Here is a 20,178-nt window from a genome sequence, read left to right on the forward strand (position 1 = left end):
GACCGCCACCTCGTCGCCGGCCGTGCCGTGGCCCCCTGATCCGGACACGGCACGGCCGGCCAGCCCACCGCTCCAGCCTCACCCGAGCACGCTCCACCAGCACGCTCCACCACCACCCGCACCACCCCGAGAGGAACCCCATGCGCATCGGCATCGACGTCGGCGGCACGAACACGGACGCCGTCCTGATGGACGGCAGCACGGTCGCCGCGGCCGTGAAGCGATCGACGACCCAGGACGTCACGTCCGGGATCGTCGCCGCCCTCGCCGGCCTGCGCGAGCAGCGCGACTTCACCTCGGCGGACATCGACGGCGTGATGATCGGCACCACCCACTTCATCAACGCGTTGATCGAGGCGCGTGGCCTCGCCCCGACCGCCGCGGTCCGCCTCGGCCTGCCGGCGACCGCGTCCCTGCCGCCCTTCACCGACTGGCCCGGGCACCTGGTCGGCGCCGTGCAGGGTCGGGCGTTCCTGGCGCACGGCGGTCACGAGTTCGACGGGCGGGTCATCTCCGAGCTCGACGCGGACGAGCTGAAGAGGCACGCCGAGGCGATCGGCGCCGCCGGCATCCGCTCGGTCGCGATCTCGTCGGTGTTCTCCCCGATCAACGACGAGTTCGAACAGCGGGCGCAGGACGTCATGGCCGGCGAGCTCGGGCCGGACGTCGCGTTCTCGCTGTCGAGCGAGATCGGTCGGATCGGACTGCTCGAGCGCGAGAACGCCACGATCATCAACGCAGCGCTCCGCGAACTCGCCGAGCGCATCGTCGACGGACTGTCCGGGTCCGTCGCCGGCAGCGGCATCGACGCACCCCTGTTCCTCAGCCAGAACGACGGCACGCTCATGGACGTCGAGTACGCCCGGCGGTACCCCGTCGCCACCTTCGCGTCCGGCCCGACGAACTCGATGCGCGGGGCGGCCGTGCTGTCCGGCTTCGACACCTGCGCGGTCGTCGACGTCGGCGGGACCACGAGCGACGTCGGCGTGCTGACCGGTGGCTTCCCGCGCGAGGCGACCGGCGAGGTCGCAGTCGCGGGGATCCGCACGAACTTCCGGATGCCCGACGTGCTGTCGATCGGCATCGGGGGCGGCTCCCGCATCCGCGAGGACGGCGCGCTCGTCGGGCCGGACTCGGTCGGCTACCGGCTCACCGAGGAGGGGCTCGTGTTCGGCGGCGACACCCTGACCGCGACCGACGTGGCCGTCCGCGGCGGTCGGGGCGCCATCGGGGACACCTCCCGCGTCGCCGGGGTGCCGGCCGAGGTCGCCGAACGGGCCCTCGCGGTGATCGCCGAACGCGTCGCCGACGTCGTGGAGCGCATGCGCACCTCGTCGGACCCGCTGCCCGTGGTCGCCGTCGGCGGCGGTTCCGTCCTGCTGCCGGACACCCTGCCCGGACTCGGCACCGTGCACCGGCCCGAGCACTACTCCGTGGCGAACGCGATCGGCGCCGCGATCGCCCAGGTCTCCGGTGAGGTCGACAAGGTCTACGCCATCAGCGACGGCCGGCGCTCCGCCGTGGTCGACGAGGCCCGGCAGGAAGCGGTCGACCGCGCCGTCGCCGCGGGTGCCGACCCGTCGAGCGTCGCGATCGTCGACTTCGACGAGGTCCCCATCCCGTACCTGCCCGGCAACGCCACCCGGATCCGGGCGAAGGCCGTCGGTGACCTCGCGCTCGGGGCGCTGGTCCGATGACGACGACGGTCACGGCCCCCGTCGCCGACACGCGTCCGGTCACCGTCCGTCCGCTCACCGAGATCGGTGCGGACTGCTCCGCGCTGGCCCGCGGCGCCGCCGTCCTCGGCACGGGCGGCGGCGGCGACCCGTACATCGGCCGCCTGCTCGCCGAGGCCGCGGTCCGCGAGCACGGCCCGGTGCCGGTCGTGCAGGTCGAGGACCTGCCCGACGACGCCGTGGTGCTCAACGTCGCGATGATCGGCGCCCCGACCGTGATGGTGGAGAAGCTGCCGTCCGGCGCGCAGTTCGCCGAGGCGATCCGCAGCCTGGCGACCCACCTGGGCGTCACCCCGACGCACGTCGCCTGCATCGAGGTCGGCGGCGTCAACTCCACCAGCCCGATCGTCGCCGCGGCCGAGCTCGGCCTGCCGCTCGTCGACGGCGACGGCATGGGCCGCGCCTTCCCCGAGGTCCAGATGGTCCTGCCGACGCTGTCCGGCATCAGTGCGACCCCGATGGCACTCGCCGACGAGAAGGGCAACACCGCCGTCTTCGCCACCGTCGACAACCGGTGGGCGGAGCGGCTCGCCCGCACCGCGACGGTCGAGATGGGCTGCTCCGCGATCACGGCGCAGTACGCGATGTCCGGCTCCGAGCTCAAGCAGTCGTACGTCCGCGGCAGCCTGTCGCTCAGCGTCGCGATCGGCGAGGCCCTCGTCGACGCCCGCGCCGCGAACGAGGACCCCGTGGTCGCCGTCACCGCGGTGCTCGGCGGCACCGTCGTGTTCGAGGGCAAGGTCGCCGACGTCGAACGGGGGACCGTCACCGGCTTCGCCCGCGGGACCGCCCGCATCGCCGGTTCCGGTAGCGACACCGGCCTGGAGGCCGTGCTCCGGTTCCAGAACGAGCACCTGCTGGTCGAGGTGGCCGGGTCGGTCCGCACCACCACCCCCGACCTGATCGTCACCCTGGACGCCGAGACCGGCGAACCGATCACCACCGAGGGGCTGCGGTTCGGCGCGCGCGTCCGGATCGTCACGGCCCCGGCCGACCCGCGCTGGCACACCCCGGCGGGCCTCGCGCTCGCCGGACCCCGCTACTTCGGCTACGACACCCCGGCGGTCCGCCACGACGGCACCGTCAGCGAGGGAGAACACGCATGAGCTGGACCATCGACGTCGACGACCTGCCCGACCTCGCCCGCGGCGCCGCGCTGCTCGGCACCGGTGGCGGCGGCGACCCGCTCATCGGGATGCTGCTCGTCAAGGCGGCGATCGAGGAGCACGGCCCGGTGACGGTCCTCGACCCCTCCGAGGTGCCCGACGACGCCCTCGTCATCCCCACCGCGCAGATGGGCGCCCCGACCGTGGTGCTCGAGCGCCTGCCGGCGGGTCCGGAGCCGCTCGGCGCCCTCCGGCGGCTCGAGGCACACCTCGGCCGGACCGCAACGGCGACGATGCCGATCGAGTGCGGCGGCATCAACTCGATGATCCCGCTGCTCGTCGGCGCCACCGGCGGCCTGCCCGTCGTCGACGCGGACGGGATGGGCCGTGCGTTCCCCGAGCTGCAGATGGAGACGTTCTCGGTGTACGGGGTGCCCGGGTCCCCGCTCGCGATCAGCGACGAGAACGGCCACGGCGTCGTCATCGACACCGGGCACGACAACCGGCAGATGGAGTGGCTCGCCCGCGGCGTGACGATCCGGCTCGGCGGTGTCGCGTACATCGCCGAGTACGCGATGACCGGTAGCCAGGTCCGCGCGACCGCGGTGCCCAGGACGCTGTCCCTGGCGCTGTCGGTCGGGCGCGCGATCAGCCGGGCACGCGAGGAGCACCGCGACCCCGTCGAGGGACTCGCAGAGGCGTTCGGGCAGACGATCTACACGCACCTGCGCGAGCTGTTCGACGGCAAGGTCGTCGACGTCGAGCGCCGCACGGTCGACGGGTTCGCGAAGGGTCGCGCGGTCGTGCAGGGTGCCGACGGCTCCGAGCTGGAGATCGCGTTCCAGAACGAGAACCTCGTCGCCCGACGGGACGGCCGCCTGGTCGCCGTCGTGCCCGACCTGATCTGCGTCCTCGACGCGGAGACCGCCGAACCGATCACCACGGAGCGGCTGCGCTACGGCCAGCGCGTCCGGGTGATCGGGGTCTCGACACCGGACCTGATGCGCACCCCCGAGGCCCTCGCGGTCTTCGGACCGTCGTGCTTCGGCCTGGACGACGCGTTCGTCCCCGTCGAGCAGCTGCACGAGCGCACCCCGGTGGGGGCGCGCTGAGCGGTGTCGATGCGCGAGGATCGCTGGTGTGCACCGTGGTGAGCAGCGTGACGGGGTCGTGACGGGCCTCCAGGCCGACGACGTCGACGACTTCGCACGCGGCACCGCGCTCCTGGGGTGCGGCGGTGGCGGCCAGGTGGACCACACGGCGCACGCGCTCCGGCGCGCGCTCGGGACCGGCGGGGTGCCCGTCGTCCCGGTCGACGCCGGTCTCGGCGCGGTGGTCGCCGTCGGACTCGTCGGCTCGACCACGGTCCTCGAGGAGAAGACGCCGAGCGGTCGTGAGCTGCCCGACGCGCTCGCCGCCGTCGAGCGCTGGACCGGCCGTCGGGCCGACGCGGTCGTCGCCGCGCAGATCGGTGGCGTCACCGGGCCGGCGGCGGCGCTCACGGCGCACGCGGCGGGCCTGCCGCTCGTCGACGCGGACCTGGTCGGTCGGGCGACGCCGCGCATCGACCAGCTGTCCCTGTTCGTCGACGCGCTGCCGGTGGTCACCGCGGCGGCGGTGACGTCGAGCGGCCTGCGCATCGTGGTCGACACGGCCGATGCCCGCGACCTGGAGACCGTGTGGCGTGAGGCGGTGTCGCACAGCGGCGGGTGGGCGGCGTTCGCGGTCGGCCCGGTCGACGCCACGGTGCTCGCCGGGCGCTGCGTCACGGGGAGTGTCGACCGGGCCCTGCGCGCCGGTCGCGCCGCCGCTGCCGCGGGCGGGGTCGAGGACCTCGTCCGCGGGATCGAGGGCGCGCGTGTCGTCGCCCGCGGCCGCGTGCTCGACGTGCAGCGCAGCGGTGACGTCGTCGCCTTCGTCCACGGATCGATGGCGATCCGCGACGCGACGACCGGAGCCGTCGTCCGGGTCGAGGCGGGCAGCGAGTGGGTGCACTGCCTCGTGGACGGCGAGCCGGTCGCGAGCACGCCGAGCTGCATCGTCGTCGTCGACGCGCGCTCCCTGCGTCCCGTCGCCACCGAGCGCGCACGCGTCGGGGACGAGCTCGCCGTGCTCGTGCTGCCCGGTGCGCCGTGGTGGTGGGCGACGCCGGACCGGACGGCGCGCGTCTCGCCGCGGGCGTTCGGGATCGACGCCGACGTCGTGCCGGAGGTCGCAGCGTGATCCCGGTCGCCGAGTTCCTGCCCCTGCTGCCGGAGGGCACGGCGCTGCTCGTCGGACCGGCGTCGGGCACGGTCGGTACGGTGCGCGGACTCGTCGGCCCACCGGAGCACGTCGGTCGGCTGCTCGGGACGGCGGACGGAGCGGTCGTCCTGCTCACCCCGGTCGAACGGTTCGACGCGCGGTTCGACGTGCTGCTCCGTCGCGCGGCGACCGCCGGGGTCCCCGTGCTCGTCGTCGGGACCGTCGACGGCACGCCGCGGCCGGGAGCCGGCACCGCCGCCCTCGCCGAGCGACTCGGCGTGGCGGTGGTCGTCACGCCGGATCCGTGGGCGGCCTCCGTCCGGGTGCACGAGCTCATCGGGTCGGGCGACGCGCCGGCTGCCCGAGCCGCCGTGGTCGCGGCGGGCATCGGGCTCGACGCCGGGCCCGCCCTGGACGAGCTGTTCGTTCGGCTCGAGCGTGAGCTCGGCCACGCGATCCGGTTCCTCGACGCGTCGGGGCGCCCCCTGCGCGGGGCGGGCGTCGCACCGGCGACCGCCGCACTGCTCGCCCGCACGGTGGGGACGAGCGAACCGGTCTGGGCGACCGACGACCGCGAGACCGTCGTGGCCGTGCCCGTCCCGACCGGCATCGGACCGCGGGCGTGGCTCGCGGTCGGGACCACGACGCCGCTGCGCGCCGAACGGGCGGTGCTGGCGACCGCGCTCCGGGTGGCGGCGGTGGCGGCCGGCCACCGGCTCGTGCTCACCCGGCTCGACGACGAGCGCGACGCCCGCTACCGGATGGCGATGCTCGACGACCTCCGCGCCGCCGACGGAGCGCCCGCGCCGCCACTGGTGCAGCGGACCATCGCCGCCGGGTGGGAGCTCGACGCCTGGCACGTCGGCGTCCGGCTCGTCGCACGTGGACCGGTCGACGCGGTGGCGCTCCGGGGCGAGGTCGAGACGGCCTTCGGTGGGCACGGTCTCGACGTCGTGGTCGTGGAGCAGACCGACGGGTGGGCGGTGTGGTCCTCGACGCCCGACGAACCCGACCGTGCCGCGGTCGCCGCGCTCGCCGCCTCGGTCCGTGCGGCGCAGAACGCCCTGCGCTCCGCGGTCGACACGAACGCCGGTGTCGGCAGCGTGCACGCCGGTCCGGCGGGACTCGTGCGGACGCTCGGCGAGGCGGGTGACGCCGTCCGCCTGGCTGCCGCGCGTCCGGAGTCGGGCTTCTTCGTGCACGTCGACCGGCTCGGGCTCGCGCAGCTGCTGCTCGCGTGGACGCAGACGGACACGTTCCTGCCCGCGGCCGAGCAGCTCCTCGCGCCGCTGGAGCGCGGGGGCGGGGCGCTCCGCTCGACCCTGGCGGCGTTCCTCGACGCGGAGTCCTCGGTGGCGGAGACGGCCGCGGTGCTCGGGGTGCACCGGAACACCGTGGCGGACCGGATCGACCGGGTGCAGCGGCTGCTCGGGGTGGACCTCGGCGACCCGGAGACCCGGCTCGCGCTGCACCTGGCGACGCGGGCGCTCGGCGGGGCGTAGCGCCGGGCGCGGGTCGTCGGCGGGCGTTGCGCGGCCGCTCCGAGTGCAGGGTCGAACCACGGTTCCGACGTCGAACCAGGCGCGCGCACTGGTTCGATGTCGGGAACGTGGTTCGATGCCGGCGACCGCAGGCCGCGATGCGCACTCCGTCGTCGCCGCGCTGTACCCGCCGCGCGGCGTTCGGCACCATGAAGGGCATGAGGAGCCGCACCGTCGCGGCCACGGTCGTCGTGGTGGTGCTCGTCGCGCTCACCGGGTGCACGCGGCAGCAGACCGCGTTCGACGGCGTCGCGCGGGCGGCCTGCGAGACGAAGGTCGGGCCGGCGATCGTCGCGTGGTGGCGGGACGAGTACGGGATGACCCCGTGGAAGGTCGTCGACACCCGTTCGACGGGCGTCGAGCAGGGTCCGGCCGGACAGAGCGGGACGGCATCGGCCTCCGTCACGGGCGAGTCATCCGTGCAGCGCGAGGAGCGTGGGACGGTGACGGAGCCGGTCGCGTGGTCGTGCTCGGCGCAGACCTCGGCCGATGACCCGTCGACGGTGACAGCGACGATCCAGGAGGTCACGCTGCGCTCGCGCGGCCGGTCGTGACCTCGACCGCCCGTCCGACCCGATCCTCGCCTGCAGCACCGACAGGTATGTGGAATACGTGAGGTCCGGCCATCCGCACTGCTACCGTCGCCGCCATGACGAGCGAAATTGAGCTTCGAGCACTCGCGCAGTCCATCGGGGAACACGCGGTCGCATCATTCGGGCGCGACCGACTCAGCGCGCTGTCCGTGACACTCGACGCTGCCGACCTGACCGCGACGGTGAGCGCGGCGCTGGTCCACGAGACGACGGGGGCGATGCTGGACGTTGCCAACGCGTTCGCGCAGCTCGAAGCGCTGTTCCTCCAGGATGCGGTCCTCCGCCTCCGCTTCGTCGATGTCGACACGATCCGAACCGCACCTGTGACGTCCCGGCCGAGCTACGCGATGGTCTGACGTGCCGCAGACACAGAACTTGACGGCTCCGACGGACTGCCTTTCTCGTGCCGCATGTCACGACGCTGCTGCCCAGCTGCTCGACGAGCGGGGCGAGGAGTGGGCAGCGGTTGCGTACTTCTACGCCGCGTACCACCGCGTGCGGGCGGCGATCCTGGTCGATCCGCTCTTCGACTCGCTGGTCGATCTCCCGAAGGTCGATCCGCGCATCTCCGTGCAGCACCGCGAGACCAGCCGGCACGAAGGTCGCATCGTCGGCGGAAGGCGCGACGTCGGGGTCAACGACCTCGTCCGGACGCTCTACCATCCGATCTACGCCGAGTACCTCGTGCTGCACGATGCGAGCGTGAAGGTGCGCTACGGCAGGGGCATCTCTGCCGATCGACTTGCCGGTGTCCGGGCCTGTTGGTCGACGGTCAAGCACCAGTACGACGCTGGCGCACTCGTCTGGCGAGGTCGACAGGACTGAGCCTTACCGCGTCAGCCGGGCCAGGACTCCTGCGACCACGAGCCGTCGGCCTGGCGCTCGTAGGCGAGCCGGTTGCTCGCGGCATCAGTCGCGCCCCGCCAGAACAGCATCCGCACCGGCGTGAGCGCGAACCCGGCCCACGTCGACGGCGGTTCCAGGTCGGTGTCGGGCCGCTCGTGCTCGAACGCCGCCCAGAGCTCCCGCCGTCGTGCGGCGGTGTCGGCCGCGGCCTCGTGGTCGTTCACCCACGCCAGCACCTGCAGGTACCGGGTCCTGGCGGCGTACGCGGCGCGGGCCTCGGCGTCGGTCACGGGTGCAACGTCCCCGACGACCACGAGCTGCCGTGCGGCCTCGGGCCAGACGAGGGTGACGGCGGCGCGGGGGAGTGCGGCGAGCTCGGCGGCCTTCCGGCTCCGGCTGTCGGTGTGGAAGTGCAGGCGCTCCCCGTCGAAGCGCGACAGCAGCACGGTCCGGGCTGAGGGGTAGCCGTCGAGGCCGAGCGTGGACAGGGTCATCGTCGGGCCGGGGCCGTCCTCGGCCGACGGCAGCCACGACGCCGCCAGCACGAGCGGGTCGGCCGGGGCGGCGGCAGCGTCGTCCTGCGCGGCCGCCTGCCCCGGCAGGACGGTCACGGCACCGCCACCACGTCCGCCGCGAGCGGACCAGCGCCGCTGGCACCGGCACCGGCACCGGCACCGGCATCGGCACCAGCAGCACCGGCGCCGGCAGCACCCGCGCCGGCGCCGGCGCCGATCGCAGGCTTCGCGACCGCCGGGTCGAACCGAGCGATCTCGTGCAGTGACGCCACGGCCTCGTCGAGCGACAGGTCCCAGAGCGCCTGCCCGTACGCCGCGGTCGCCCGACTCGCGTCCCCGACGACCCCGGGCGTCCCGAAGTCGTTCGACAACCACCCGAAGGACACCGGGCCACCGTTGAACGCGATCCGCGAGAACTCCGCCAGGTGGTCCGGCACCCACCGCTCCGCGAGCGACATGTCCACCAGGTCGGGCCGCAGGTGCAGGATCATCGACGTCTCCGCCGCTCCGCCGTGGATCCCGAGCCCGCGCTCGTCCGCGTCCTCGCCGGACGGGCCGGGCATCCGCGCGAGCGTCGGCATCAGGAACGTCTTCAGGCCGTACCGCTTCCGGATCTCCCGCAGCGCGACCTGCAGCAGGGCGACGTTCCCGCCGTGCCCGTTCGCGAAGACGAGCGACCCGGCACCCATCAGCGCGACGGCCCGGCCGACCTGCACCGCGGTGTCGAACATCGTCGACTCGTCGAGCCACACGGTCCCCGGTGCCCAGCTGTGCTCGTCCGACTTCGTGAACGCCAGCGTCGGCAGCTGCCAGACGTCGAGGCCCTCGGCGGCGGCTCGCTCGACGGCCGCGCCGCCGATGTGGTCGGCGAGCAGGAAGTCGGTGACGAGCGGCAGGTGCGGACCGTGGTGCTCGACGGCACCGGTCGGCTGCACGACGATCGAGTCGGGACCGATCCCGGCGGCGACCGCCGGACCCGACAGCTCGGCGAGCAGACGCGAGCGGACAGCCGCACCGGGCCGCGCCACGCCGCTCACTTGCCGAACCCCGGCACGACGGGCTGCGCCGAGGCGGTCGAACCGCCGCTGACGACGAGCGATGGGTCGATGACGTGCCCTGGGTTGAGCAGCCCCTCGGGGTCGGTGCGCCGCTTCAGGGCGACGAGCTCCTCGACGCCGTGGTCGACGTAGTACTGGTGCGGGCTGTGCACCCGGACGCCCAGCTCACGGAGCACCGGGTAGCCGGCGTAGACGTCCTCGGCCCCGGTGTAGGGCGCGGTGAGCATGCCGATCGGGCCGACGTGCGCCGCCTCGATGTGCAGCATCCCGCCCGGGTAGACCGCCTCGACCTCGGCGATCCGGTCGATGAGCGCCTCGCCGCCGACCTCGACGTGGAAGTACTCGGTGTCCGGGGTGTTCCGCTTCAGCCACCAGATCGGGTGGTTGTAGGACAGCATCGACACCCTGGTGGTCTGCTGCAGGCCCTCGCGGACGTCGGTCACGGTGCCGCCGGCCTGCTCGATCAGGGCGCGGGCCTCGTCGAGCACGACGTCGTCGATGATCGCGCGCAGGCTCGCACGGTCGTCCGGGATCGCCGTGTCCGACGGCAGGGTCGCGGCGACCTCGGCCCGGTCGGCGCTGACGAGTCGCGGCACGGGGTCGAGTCCGCGCAGGGTGCGGACGGCGACGAGGGCGTCCTCGAAGGTCGGGAACGACGCGTACACCGCACGCCACTCCTGCAGCGGCTCGAGCCGGACGGTCGCCCGGGCGATGACGCCGGCGGTGCCGTAGGTGTGCACGAACGGCTGTGCCTCGTCACCCTCGACGTGCAGCAGCTCGTCCGAGCCGGGCAGTGCGACGTCGAGCGCGGTGACGAACCCCTGCCAGTTCGACCCGTGGGCGATCGAGCCGGTGCCGCCGGACCCGCCGGACAGGAACCCGCCGATGGTGGACTGCGCCGTCGACGGGTACATCCAGAGCTGCTGCCCCGCTGCGGCCGCGGCCTGCTCGAGGGCCACCATCGAGGCGCCGGCCTCGGCGGTGATCCAGCCGTCGCCGACCTCGACGACGGCGCGCGCCCGCGACGTGTCGAGCACGAGCCCGCCGTGCAGCGGGATGCCCTGGCCGTAGTTGCCGGTGCCCTTGCCGCGCGTGGTGACCGGGACGCCGTGCCGGACCGCCGCGGCGAGCGTCGCGGCGACGTGCTCGGCGGACGCCGGGTAGGCGACGAGGTCGGCGAGGCCCAGCGGCAGCTGTTCGCTGAGGATCGGGCTCATGGTCGCCTCGTCGACGGAGGCGCGGGCGCGGGTGCGCTCGTCGGCGCTGACGCCGCGTTCACCGAGCAGGTCGACGAGCTCGGCGCGGAGCGCCGCGAGCGCCTCGGCCGGGACGGTGGGGGAGGCGGGGGTGACGGTGGTCATGCTCACTCCTGTGGGGTGGGTGGTGCGGGAGACGTCGGACGGGAGGCACGACACACGACGTGTGCCGTGCCTCCCGTCCGGATGTGGTCGGCTCGGCCGGTGTCAGTTGCCCAGACCGATGGACTTGTCGAGGAACTCGTTCGTGTACAGGTCGGACGGCTTCAGGTCGCTCTTCACGTCACCGGTGCCGGCGAAGACCGGGGTGGCCTTCTCGATGAAGTCCTGCATGCGCTGCTCGTCCATCGAGCCGATGTAGCCGTCGGTGTCCTTCGCCATGCCGAGCTTCACCAGCTGCGACGCCGCGAACGCGCCGACCTTCGAGTCGTAGGTCCAGCCGTTGTTGTACTGCTGCACGAGCTGGGTGATGAGGTCGTTGGTCGCCTCGGGGGCCTTGAGGTAGTCGACGTCGGCCTGCTGCATGACGGGCACGAGCTTCTTCAGGCACGGCTCGAGCTTCGACAGGTCGCCGGTGCGGACGGACATGGCCTCGGGGTAGGGGTTCCACCCGGTGCTCGAGACCGGCTTGTAGGCGACCTTCTTGCCCCAGGCGGCGACCTGGTTCTGGTAGATGTACGGCTCGGCGGTGGCGAAGCCCTGCTGAGCGTCCTTGCCGCCGGCGGAGACGAACTTCGACGGGGTGCCGTCGTAGCTGCCGTCGAGGACCTGCTTCGGCAGGATGCCGGACTGCTCGAGGTACGTCATGTACGCGGCACCGTTGAAGTAGCGGACGACGCCGCCGTTCTTCTCGAGCTCCTTGCCGAGGTCCTCGATGGAGTCCACGTCGGGGTAGGTCTTCGGGTCCCACATGATCGACATCGGGGACGAGTCGTTCTCGGCGAAGACCGCGGTGGTGGGCAGGTTGCCGGAGAACTGCACCTGCTCGTCGGTGGACATGTAGCCGAGGGTGATGTCCTTGTCCTGGTACATCTGCGACGCGACCTTCGTGTAGCCGATCGCGGGGCCGCCGGCGCGGATCTCGAGCTTCACGCCGGTCGACTTGCCGTTGGCGTACAGGTCGCCGGTGACGGTCTTGCTCGACGCGTCGATCGACGGGTTCGGGCCGAGCATCTCGTACAGGTGGCCGTGCTCGCCCTCGGGGTTCCAGTCGGTCTGGACGACGATCGTCGCCGGGCAGACGTCGGACAGGTCGATCGCGGGGCCGGTCGCGGCCTTCGCGCTGGCGGTCGACGCCGTGGTGCCGGCGGACGAACCGGCGGCGCATCCGGTCAGGGCGAGGGCGGTCGCCGCGAGGGCTGCGGTGGCGACGCCGAGTCGGGTGGTGGTGCGCATGGAGGCTCCGTTCGTGGTGCGGGTCTCGTGGTGCTGTGGGTCGGGTGAGGGGACGGGAGGAAGGGGAAGGCGGGGGAGACCCGCGCCGCGGTGCACCGGGGGGAGGCCGCCGCGACGCGGGTCAGCTGAAGTCGTGCCAGCGACCGACGGCCAGACGGCCGATCAGTCCGAACACGAGGAAGACGGCGACGCCGTACAGCGAGGCGATGATGATCGTCGCGTAGAGCTCCGGTCCCATCAGCCGCGAGGCGGTCACCTGGATGAGGACGCCGAGCCCGGGGTTGCCGCGCTGGAAGAACTGGTCGCCGACGATCGCGCCGATGACGCTCAGGCCGGCCGAGGTCCGCAGGCCGACGAAGATCGACGGCAGCGCGGCGGGGAACTGCAGCTTCACCAGCTGGGCGAACCGGCTCGCCCGCTGCAGCCGGAAGAGCTCACGCTGCCCACGGTCGGCGGACTGCAGCCCGAACAGGGTGTTCGACACCATCGGGAACAGGGCGATCATCACCGTGACGATGACCCGGCTGGCGAACTCGTAGCCGAAGAGGGCACCGATGAGCGGCACGAGCGCGAGGATCGGCACGCACTGCAGCACGACTGCGTACGGGTAGAGCGAGCGCTCGAGCCACTTCGCCTGCGCCATCGCCATCGCCCAGACGACGCCGATCACGATCGCGAAGCCGAGGCCGACGAGGGACACCACCGTGGTGCGACCGAGCGCGGACCAGAGGTCGCTGCCGAAGGTCGAGGGCGACCCGTCGGGCATCGTCGGGGCGACGATCGCCTCCGCCACGAGGTGCGGGTACGGCACCAGGAACGCGAGGCCGCGGACGTGGTCGTAGTACGCGGCAGCGGCGTACCAGACGCCGACGAGCACGGCGAGGACGACGACCGGCTGCCACCAGGACACGCTCCGGCGGGAGCGCGGGGCGGTGCGGCGTGCGGCCGCTCGGACGGCGCGGGTCTCGGCGACCTCCTGCAGGGTGACCATCAGCGGTGTCCTTCCCGGAGCGCGTGCGAGACCTCGCCGACCAGCTCGGCGAACTCGGGGGTGAAGCGGATGTCGGGGTCGCGGGGCATCGGGAACGGCACGTCGAACCGGCCGACGATGCTGCCCGGGCGTCCGGACATGACGACGACCTCGGTGGACAGGTACACGGCCTCGGACACCGAGTGGGTGATGAACAGCCCGGCGAACTGCTGCTCGACGAAGAGCCGCAGGAGCTCGTCGTTCAGGCGCTCGCGGGTGATCTCGTCGAGGGCACCGAACGGCTCGTCGAACAGGAACAGCTCGGGGTCGAGCGTCAGCGACCGGGCGAGCGAGACGCGCATCCGCATGCCGCCGGACAGCTGCTTCGGCAGGTTCGTCTCGAAGCCGTTCAGCCCGACCAGGTCGATCGCCCGCGCGGCCTTGGCGGCCCGTTCGGCCTTCGACACGTGCCCGAGCTCGGCGAGCAGCTCGACGTTGCCCTGCACGGTGCGCCACGGCAGCAGGGTCGCGTCCTGGAACACGTACCCGATCCGGTCGGCGGCGACGTCGGCGGTCCCGTCGGACGCCGACTCGAGGCCGGAGGCGATGCGGAGCAGGGTCGACTTGCCGCAGCCGGAGGGGCCGACGACGGAGACGAACTGCCCCCGGTCGACGGTGAGGTCGACGCCCTGCAGGGCGACGGTGCCGTTCGGGAAGGTCATCTCGACGTTCCGGAAGTCGAGCAGCGTGTCCGTCGTGGTGACGGGTGGCGGAGCGGTGGTGGTCACGGGCACCTCGGGTTCTCGGTTCACGGGTTCGTGGTGGTGGGGGTCGAGGGGTCAGGCGGGGAGGGGGGCCGCGGCACGGGCGGACGCCGGTGCAGCGACCGTCGTGCGGACCTCGGTGCGGGCGACGAGCCGCCCGCGGGACAGGACGATGCGGTCGGCGGGCGCGTTGGCCACCGCGTCGGTGACGCTCGTCGCGGCGATGGCGAGCAGGTCGGCCCGCCGTCCGGGGGCGGGACCTGCGGCCGGGAGGCCCATCACGCTCCGGGCGGTGTCGCTCACCATCGCGTACGCCTGGTCCGGCGTGACGTGCCCGGCCGACACGAGCAGGCTCGCCGTCTCGAGGGCGTCGCTCCGCCCGACCGGGTTGAACGGGTCGCGGACGTTGTCCGCGCCCGCGGCGACCCGCACGCCGGCCTCGGTGAGCGCCCGGATCGCGGTGAGCCCACGCGGCGTCGACACCGGGTGCTGCCACCCCTGCAGGTACAGGTTGGTGATCGGCAGGGTGATGATGCCGAGGTCCGCTGCGGCGACGTCGGCGACGACCTCGGCCAGGCGCTCCTGGACGAGCGTGCCGAGCCGGACGCAGTGCCCGGCGGAGTACTGCCGGCCCGTGCGCTCGTCGCGCGACAGCCGCGTGACGGCGCGGGCGTAGTGGTCGAGGGTGACCGGCCCGTCCAGGCTCTCGTCGGTGTGCAGGTCGACCCCGACCCCGCGGCGCTCGGCGATCGCGAGCAGTCGGTCGACGTCGGCGAGCGGGTCCTCGGCGAGGTGCGGGGCACCACCGACCAGGTCGACGCCGCAGTCGAGGACGGCCTCGACGTGGTGGTCGGGCGCGAGCGGCCCGGCGAGGGCGACGAGCTCGATGTCCATGAGGCCGGCGAGCTCGTCACGGACCTGCACGAGGGCCCGGGCGCCGCGGGTGGCCGACTCGACCGAGGCGGGCGCGTCGTCCGCGGTGCGGCGGCCGCTCAGGACGTCCACGTGGGTGCGGACAGCGGTGGTGCCGGCCGCGAGCAGGGCCAGCGCGGCGGTCCGTGCTCGGTCGGCGACGTCCTCGACGGTCATCGTGGTGGCGTGCGCGGACCACGAGGCGATCGCGGCGCCGAGGTCGCCGAGCGGCGGGCGGATGGCGTCGGCGCTCAGGGCCTTGTCGAGGTGCGCGTGCGGTTCGGCCGGTGCGGTGAGCAGCAGACGTCCGTCGAGGTCGAGCACCGCGTCGGCGGGTGCGGTGAGGGTGCCGGCGGGAGCGACGGCCGACACGGTGTCACCGTCGATCGCGACGTCGACCAGGCGTCCGTCCGGCAGCAGCGCGGAGCGCAGGAGCCCGACCTGACGGGGTGCTGTGGCGTCCATGCGGGGCCTCCTGATCGTGTGTGAGAATGTTGATCGCATCAACATCTCCGATGCTAGGGCGGCAGTGTTTCCCTCTCGTTTCGAGGCGGTTGCCGTGTGTGACACCCGTCCCGGTCCGACCGGGAACCCGGAACGACGGTTCCGGCGGGCGGGTCGTCAGCCGTCCGCGCGAGGGCGTCGGAGCGCCACCACCAGGCCGAGAGGAGTGCGCGTGAGCACCGGCACCACCACCGAGACCGACCGCGTCGTCGACGACCAGACCCAGCGGATCGGGGAGCACATCCGCGCCCGCAGACGCGCCGCACGCCTGACCCTCGTGCAGGTCGCCGAGCTGACCGGGCTGTCGCACCCGTTCCTCAGCCAGGTCGAACGCGGGCACTCCCGCGCGAGCATGGTCTCCCTCGAGAAGATCGCCGCGGCGCTGGGCACCACGCAGGTCGAACTGCTCGCCGCCGGCGCCCCGGAACGGTCGGACCGGGACGACCGGGGCCCCGAGGTGATCCGCGCGGGCGAGGGTGCGCGCGGCCCGTTCTCCAGCGGCGAGGCGCGGCTCCTCGTGCACGCCGGCCCGCACGCCTTCGAGCCGCTCGAGTGGACCGGGGAGAACACGGACCTCGGCGAGTACTTCGAGCACCGCGAGGACGAGTTCCTCACCGTGCTCGCCGGCGACGTCCTGCTCGACCTCCGCGGGCAGGCGCCCCTGCGCCTCGGACCGGGGGACTCCGCCTACTACCGCGGCGGCACCGGGCACCGCTGGTGCAGCGCGGACGGCAGCCGGTTCCACATGATCGTGGTCAAGGAGACGCCGCGTGCCGGCGTGGTCGCGAGCGCCGGAGCGGTCCCGAGCGGAGACGTCGCGTGACCGCCGCACCGGAGCGTCGCCGCCTGCGGGTCGCCGCTCGCCGTCAGGTCGCGACCGACGTCGTCGCGCTCGACCTCGCACCGGTCGACGGCGAGCCGCTGCCCGACTGGGAGCCCGGGGCGCACGTCGACCTCGAGGTCGCGCCGGGCACCGAGCGGCAGTACTCGCTCGTCACGACCACGCTCGAAGGGCACTGGCGCATCGCGGTGCTGCGGGAGCCGGACGGCCGCGGAGGATCACGCGCCGTGCACGAGGGGCTCGCGGTCGGCGCCGAGGTCGTGGTCGCCGGACCGCGGAACCACTTCGGCTTCGACCCGACGCGGCCCGCGGTGTTCGTCGCCGGTGGCATCGGGATCACGCCCCTCGTGGCGATGATCGACGCCGCGGAACGCGCCGGCACGCCCTGGGAACTCCACTACGCCGGTCGCAGCCGGAGCCGCATGGCCTTCGTCGACGAGCTCGTGGCGGCGCATCCCGACCGGGTCGTCGTCGCCGCGGCGGACGAGCACCCGCGGCTGAACGTGATCGGACTCCTCGCCGAGCCGCGGGACGCCGTCGTGTACTGCTGCGGCCCGCGCGGGCTCATGGACGCCGTCGAGTCGGCCGCCGCGCACTGGCCCGCGGGCAGCGTGCGCGTCGAACGGTTCGAGCCGGCCGCCGACGTGGACGCCCCGGGGGAACCCTTCGAGGTCGAGCTCGCCGTCACCGGCGTGACCGTCACGGTACCGGCCGACCGCACGCTGCTCGAGGTCGCGGAGGAGGCTGGCGCCTTCGTCCTGTCCTCGTGCCGTGAGGGCACGTGCGGCACCTGCGAGACCCCCGTCCTCGAGGGCGCGGTGGAGCACCGGGACACCGTGCTCAGTCCCGAGGAGCAGGCCGACGACCGCACGATGATGGTCTGCGTGTCGCGCGCCCGGCGCGGCTGCCCGCGCCTGGTCCTGGAACTGTGACGGGCCGTCGAGCGGAGGGGTGACGGACGGGAGGCGGTGCACACGACGTGCGCACCGCCTCCCGTCCGGCGCGTCCCCGGCCCGGATCGCGTCCGCCGCTACGGACGTTCGGTGTCGTCGAGCGCGCCCCCGGTGAGCGCCGACAGGCGCTCCAGGCCCGCCTCGGCGACCAGCTGTCGGGCCAACGGTCGTGCTCGGTCCACCGCCTCGCGGACGTCCACCTTCGTGACGTCGCCGTCGGCGACGCTCAGCTCGCCGTCGACCCAGACGTCGCGGACCTCACGGCTGCCGGCCACGAAGACGACAGCCTGGTAGGGGTCGTGCACGTTCGCGAGCGTGGGGGAGTCGCCGTCGAACGCGACCAGGTCAGCGCGCTTGCCGGGCTCGAGCGAGCCGATCTCGCCCTCCATGCGCAGGGCTCGGGCGCCGCCGATCGTGCCCATCTCGAACGCCTCCCGGGCGCTCATCGCGGTGGCCTGCAGGTCGCGGACACGGGCGAGCAGGGCCGCGGTCTTCATCGCCTGCAGGAAGTCCTGCGAGTCGTTCGACGCAGGGCCGTCGACCCCGATGCCGACTGGGACGCCGAGTGCCCGCAGTTCGGCGACCGGGGCGATGCCGCTGGCCAGGATGCCGTTCGCGACAGGGTTGTGGGCGACGCCGACGCCGTTCGTGGCGTAGCGCTCGCGGTCCTCGCGGTCGACCCAGACGCTGTGCGCGGCGATCACCGGGACCTGGAACATGCCCGTCGCCTCGGCGTGGCCGATCGCCGTGCGGCCGGTGCGCTGCCGGGCGGCCGTGACCTCCTCGCGCACCTCGTGGAAGTGCACGTGCACTCCGTGGCCGCCCGCGACCGCGTAGTCGACGTGCTCCTGCCAGGTGTCGTCGGTGTACCGCCCGATCGACGAGACGCCGACCCGGAACGTGCTGTAGCGGCTGGCGTCGGCGGCCTCGCGCAGCGCCTCGAACTCCTCGAGGATCGGCGTCGCGCCGAAGTCGCGGTCGACGTCGCCGGAGCCGAACGACACGACGCCGCGCAGGCCCAGGTCCTCGAGGGCCTGCACGACACCGGGCGTGGCCGGCTCGTCGGGCATCGGGTCCGCGCAGAACATGTCGTTCGCGGTCGTCACGCCGCTCCGGAGCAGTTGGATCCCCTGCAGCACCGTGCCGGCGTACGCCTTCTCGCGGGTCATCACCGGGTTGACGCGACCGATCAGCGCCGTCAGCCACTCCCACAGCGTGTACTGCGAGCCGATGCCCGTGATGAGCCCCTCGCTGAAGTGTCCGTGCGTGTTCACGAAGCCCGGCGTCACGATGTCGTACGCGCCCCCGCGGACCGGTGCGTCCGGGTGTGCGGCGGACAGCTCGGCGAAGGTGCCGACGGCGGCGATGCGGTCCCCGTCGAGCAGCACGGCGCCGTCGCGGATCGCTGCGGGCGTGGCGGAGTCGTCCGGTGCGGCGGTGAGCACCCAGCCGGCGCGGATCAGGGTCTGCGTCATGGGGCGAACCTAGGGTGCCCGTGTTTCGCGGGTGTCACCGCCGGGTTTCCCGGACGATGCTCGCGGCTCCGCCGGAACGCGATCGGATCGCGATCGGAACGCGTCACGGCGGTGACACGGGCCGGAAACAGGCGGCTGCCAGAATCCCTCGCATGCTGACCGTCACCGGTGCCCGCCGTGTCCTCGTCGACCCCCGCACCGAACGGGAGGGCGACGTCGTCCTCGACGACGGCAGCGACCTCGCCACGACGCTCGACGCGTCCGGCTGCGTCGTCACGCCCGGCCTCGTCAACGCGCACCACCACCTGCTGCAGACCGCCTTCCGCACCCTCCCCGGCACCCGCGGCGTCCCCATGGCCGAGTGGCTGCCGACGATGGCCGCGGCGTACGGCCGGGCCGGGCACGACCCCGAGTTGTACGGACTGGCGGCGGCTGCCGGAGCTGCGGAGGGCCTCCTGTCCGGCGTCACGACCGTTGGCGACCACCACCTGAACTGGCCCGCGGACGCGGCCACCGACGACACGGTGGCGCTCGCCGCAGCGACCGTCGACGCCGTCCGGGGGCTCGGCGGACGGCTGGTCTTCGTGCGCGGGTCGGCGCGGGACGAGCCGGAGCGTGCCGCGGACTCGGCGGAGGCGATCGCGACCGGGCTGCTGCACGAGCGGGCCGTGGGCGGGGTCGACCCGGACGGCGGACTCCAGCTCGCCGTGGGGCCGGCCGGGGTGCACTCCGACGGCGAGGCCACGTTCCGGGCGCTCGGCGAGGTCGCAGCGCGGCACGGTCTCCGTCGTCGCACCCAGGCGAACGAGCAGGTCGACACGGCGATCGCGCTCGAGCGGTACGGCCGACGGCCCCTCGACCTGCTCGAGGAGTGGGGGTGGCTCGCACCGGACGTCACGATCGCCCACCTCTGCGACGTGACCGACGACGAGATCGCACGGCTCGCGACCGCCGGGGTGACGGCGACGCACGCCCCGGGCTGCGACGTGCCGATGGGGTGGGGGATCGCCCCGGTCGCCAGGCTCGCGGCGGCCGGGATCCCGGTCGGCCTGGGCACGAGCGGCGGGGGCAGCAACGACGCCGGGCACCTGCTCGCGGACGGGCGGTTGGCGATGCAGGTGTCCGCGCTCGTGGGGCCACAGCTGCCCGCCCGCCAGGTGCTCGGGATGATGACGGAGGGGTCGGCCGCGGGTCTCGGCCGGCCGCAGCTCGGGCACCTCGGCGCGGGCACCGCGGGCGACCTGTGCGTGTGGGACGTCTCGGGCGTGGCTGATGCCGGCGTCGCGGACCCGGTCGCGGGGCTCCTCTGGGCGTCGCCCGGTCGACGGCCGCGGCACGTGGTGGTCGGCGGGCGCGTGGTGGTCCGGGACTCCCGGCTCGTCACCGGCGACGAGCGTGAGATCGCCGCCCGGCTGGCCGAGCGGCTCGCCCGGACGCCCGCCGCCGTCTGAGCGTGCTCACTCGCCGGC

19 protein-coding genes are annotated in these 20,178 nt (G+C 73.7%); 11 read left to right on the forward strand and 8 right to left on the reverse strand.

From position 1 onward, the window contains the following. Nucleotides 1–140: 140 nt before the first annotated feature. From QUG98_RS04700 to QUG98_RS04735, 8 genes are all read left to right on the forward strand, one after another. Nucleotides 141–1,697, forward strand: a complete 1,557-nt coding sequence (locus tag QUG98_RS04700) for a hydantoinase/oxoprolinase N-terminal domain-containing protein (protein ID WP_289469459.1) — start codon at nt 141–143, stop codon at nt 1,695–1,697. Further along, on the forward strand, nt 1,694–2,842 hold the full coding sequence (locus QUG98_RS04705) for an S-methyl thiohydantoin desulfurase family protein (protein ID WP_289469460.1): 1,149 nt from the start codon (nt 1,694–1,696) through the stop codon (nt 2,840–2,842). The genes QUG98_RS04700 and QUG98_RS04705 overlap by 4 nt, the downstream gene beginning before the upstream one ends. Then, on the forward strand, nt 2,839–3,954 hold the full coding sequence (locus tag QUG98_RS04710; RefSeq protein WP_289469461.1) for an S-methyl thiohydantoin desulfurase family protein: 1,116 nt from the start codon (nt 2,839–2,841) through the stop codon (nt 3,952–3,954). The genes QUG98_RS04705 and QUG98_RS04710 overlap by 4 nt, the downstream gene beginning before the upstream one ends. Before the next feature lie 28 nt (nt 3,955–3,982). After that, a complete protein-coding gene (locus QUG98_RS04715; protein ID WP_289469462.1) occupies nt 3,983–5,065 on the forward strand; it encodes a DUF917 domain-containing protein in 1,083 nt (360 codons plus the stop codon). Next, nucleotides 5,062–6,588: a PucR family transcriptional regulator gene (locus QUG98_RS04720; RefSeq protein WP_289469463.1), complete on the forward strand. Its 1,527-nt coding sequence runs from the start codon at nt 5,062–5,064 to the stop codon at nt 6,586–6,588. Before QUG98_RS04715 ends, QUG98_RS04720 begins: the two co-directional genes overlap by 4 nt. 197 nt (nt 6,589–6,785) lie before the next feature. Beyond that, complete coding sequence (locus QUG98_RS04725) at nt 6,786–7,181, forward strand: hypothetical protein (RefSeq protein WP_289469464.1); 396 nt, start codon at nt 6,786–6,788, stop codon at nt 7,179–7,181. Nucleotides 7,182–7,276: 95 nt separating this feature from the next. Then, a complete protein-coding gene (locus QUG98_RS04730; protein ID WP_289469465.1) occupies nt 7,277–7,576 on the forward strand; it encodes a hypothetical protein in 300 nt (99 codons plus the stop codon). Nucleotides 7,577–7,595: 19 nt separating this feature from the next. Then, nucleotides 7,596–8,045 (forward strand): hypothetical protein, encoded by a 450-nt coding sequence (locus tag QUG98_RS04735; protein ID WP_289469466.1) that lies wholly within the window; start codon nt 7,596–7,598, stop codon nt 8,043–8,045. Nucleotides 8,046–8,056: 11 nt separating this feature from the next. Here the strand turns inward: QUG98_RS04735 and QUG98_RS04740 are convergent, their stop codons facing one another. The 7 genes from QUG98_RS04740 to QUG98_RS04770 form a co-directional block, all read right to left on the reverse strand. Continuing rightward, nucleotides 8,057–8,677: a pyridoxamine 5'-phosphate oxidase family protein gene (locus tag QUG98_RS04740; protein ID WP_289469467.1), complete on the reverse strand. Its 621-nt coding sequence runs from the start codon at nt 8,675–8,677 to the stop codon at nt 8,057–8,059. Then, entirely contained in the window at nt 8,674–9,618 is a 945-nt protein-coding gene (locus QUG98_RS04745; protein WP_289469468.1) for a creatininase family protein, read from the reverse strand. Before QUG98_RS04745 ends, QUG98_RS04740 begins: the two co-directional genes overlap by 4 nt. Continuing rightward, nucleotides 9,615–11,000: an FAD-binding oxidoreductase gene (locus QUG98_RS04750; RefSeq protein WP_289469469.1), complete on the reverse strand. Its 1,386-nt coding sequence runs from the start codon at nt 10,998–11,000 to the stop codon at nt 9,615–9,617. Before QUG98_RS04750 ends, QUG98_RS04745 begins: the two co-directional genes overlap by 4 nt. A gap of 102 nt (nt 11,001–11,102) precedes the next feature. After that, on the reverse strand, nt 11,103–12,290 hold the full coding sequence (locus tag QUG98_RS04755; RefSeq protein WP_289469470.1) for an ABC transporter substrate-binding protein: 1,188 nt from the start codon (nt 12,288–12,290) through the stop codon (nt 11,103–11,105). A 121-nt stretch (nt 12,291–12,411) separates the two neighbouring features. Further along, complete coding sequence (locus tag QUG98_RS04760) at nt 12,412–13,281, reverse strand: ABC transporter permease (RefSeq protein ID WP_289469471.1); 870 nt, start codon at nt 13,279–13,281, stop codon at nt 12,412–12,414. Beyond that, nucleotides 13,281–14,072 carry an ABC transporter ATP-binding protein gene (locus tag QUG98_RS04765; RefSeq protein WP_289469472.1) on the reverse strand — a complete coding sequence of 264 codons (792 nt, stop codon included), beginning with the start codon at nt 14,070–14,072 and terminating at the stop codon, nt 13,281–13,283. The genes QUG98_RS04760 and QUG98_RS04765 overlap by 1 nt, the downstream gene beginning before the upstream one ends. Nucleotides 14,073–14,099: 27 nt before the next feature. Then, nucleotides 14,100–15,401: an amidohydrolase family protein gene (locus QUG98_RS04770; protein WP_289469473.1), complete on the reverse strand. Its 1,302-nt coding sequence runs from the start codon at nt 15,399–15,401 to the stop codon at nt 14,100–14,102. 211 nt (nt 15,402–15,612) lie between these two features. Between QUG98_RS04770 and QUG98_RS04775 the strand changes: the two genes are divergently transcribed. Together QUG98_RS04775 and QUG98_RS04780 are read left to right on the forward strand one after the other, a co-directional pair. Next, nucleotides 15,613–16,263 (forward strand): helix-turn-helix domain-containing protein, encoded by a 651-nt coding sequence (locus QUG98_RS04775; protein ID WP_289469474.1) that lies wholly within the window; start codon nt 15,613–15,615, stop codon nt 16,261–16,263. Continuing rightward, the gene (locus QUG98_RS04780; RefSeq protein WP_289469475.1) at nt 16,260–17,213 is read left to right on the forward strand and encodes a PDR/VanB family oxidoreductase; all 954 of its coding nucleotides are present in this window, start codon (nt 16,260–16,262) and stop codon (nt 17,211–17,213) included. Before QUG98_RS04775 ends, QUG98_RS04780 begins: the two co-directional genes overlap by 4 nt. Before the next feature lie 98 nt (nt 17,214–17,311). Here QUG98_RS04780 and QUG98_RS04785 read toward each other — a convergent pair whose 3' ends face one another. Continuing rightward, nucleotides 17,312–18,709 (reverse strand): amidohydrolase family protein, encoded by a 1,398-nt coding sequence (locus tag QUG98_RS04785; protein WP_289469476.1) that lies wholly within the window; start codon nt 18,707–18,709, stop codon nt 17,312–17,314. 152 nt (nt 18,710–18,861) lie between these two features. On the opposite strand from QUG98_RS04785, the gene QUG98_RS04790 reads away from it, so the two are divergent. Further along, nucleotides 18,862–20,160: an amidohydrolase family protein gene (locus QUG98_RS04790; RefSeq protein WP_289469477.1), complete on the forward strand. Its 1,299-nt coding sequence runs from the start codon at nt 18,862–18,864 to the stop codon at nt 20,158–20,160. The last annotated feature ends 18 nt before the right edge of the window (nt 20,161–20,178 follow it).

Source organism: Curtobacterium subtropicum (assembly GCF_030362975.1).
In the GTDB taxonomy this organism is placed as follows: domain Bacteria; phylum Actinomycetota; class Actinomycetes; order Actinomycetales; family Microbacteriaceae; genus Curtobacterium; species Curtobacterium subtropicum.

Excerpts from the sequence above, each read along its gene's own strand:
- QUG98_RS04700 (WP_289469459.1), top strand. The coding sequence starts at position 141 with ATGCGCATCGGCATCGACGTCGGCGGCACGAACACGGACGCCGTCCTG.
- QUG98_RS04705 (WP_289469460.1), top strand. The coding sequence starts at position 1,694 with ATGACGACGACGGTCACGGCCCCCGTCGCCGACACGCGTCCGGTCACC.
- QUG98_RS04710 (WP_289469461.1), top strand. The coding sequence starts at position 2,839 with ATGAGCTGGACCATCGACGTCGACGACCTGCCCGACCTCGCCCGCGGC.
- QUG98_RS04725 (WP_289469464.1), top strand. The coding sequence starts at position 6,786 with ATGAGGAGCCGCACCGTCGCGGCCACGGTCGTCGTGGTGGTGCTCGTC.
- QUG98_RS04730 (WP_289469465.1), top strand. The coding sequence starts at position 7,277 with ATGACGAGCGAAATTGAGCTTCGAGCACTCGCGCAGTCCATCGGGGAA.
- QUG98_RS04750 (WP_289469469.1), bottom strand. The coding sequence starts at position 11,000 with ATGACCACCGTCACCCCCGCCTCCCCCACCGTCCCGGCCGAGGCGCTC.
- QUG98_RS04755 (WP_289469470.1), bottom strand. The coding sequence starts at position 12,290 with ATGCGCACCACCACCCGACTCGGCGTCGCCACCGCAGCCCTCGCGGCG.
- QUG98_RS04760 (WP_289469471.1), bottom strand. The coding sequence starts at position 13,281 with ATGGTCACCCTGCAGGAGGTCGCCGAGACCCGCGCCGTCCGAGCGGCC.
- QUG98_RS04770 (WP_289469473.1), bottom strand. The coding sequence starts at position 15,401 with ATGGACGCCACAGCACCCCGTCAGGTCGGGCTCCTGCGCTCCGCGCTG.
- QUG98_RS04785 (WP_289469476.1), bottom strand. The coding sequence starts at position 18,709 with ATGACGCAGACCCTGATCCGCGCCGGCTGGGTGCTCACCGCCGCACCG.
- QUG98_RS04790 (WP_289469477.1), top strand. The coding sequence starts at position 18,862 with ATGCTGACCGTCACCGGTGCCCGCCGTGTCCTCGTCGACCCCCGCACC.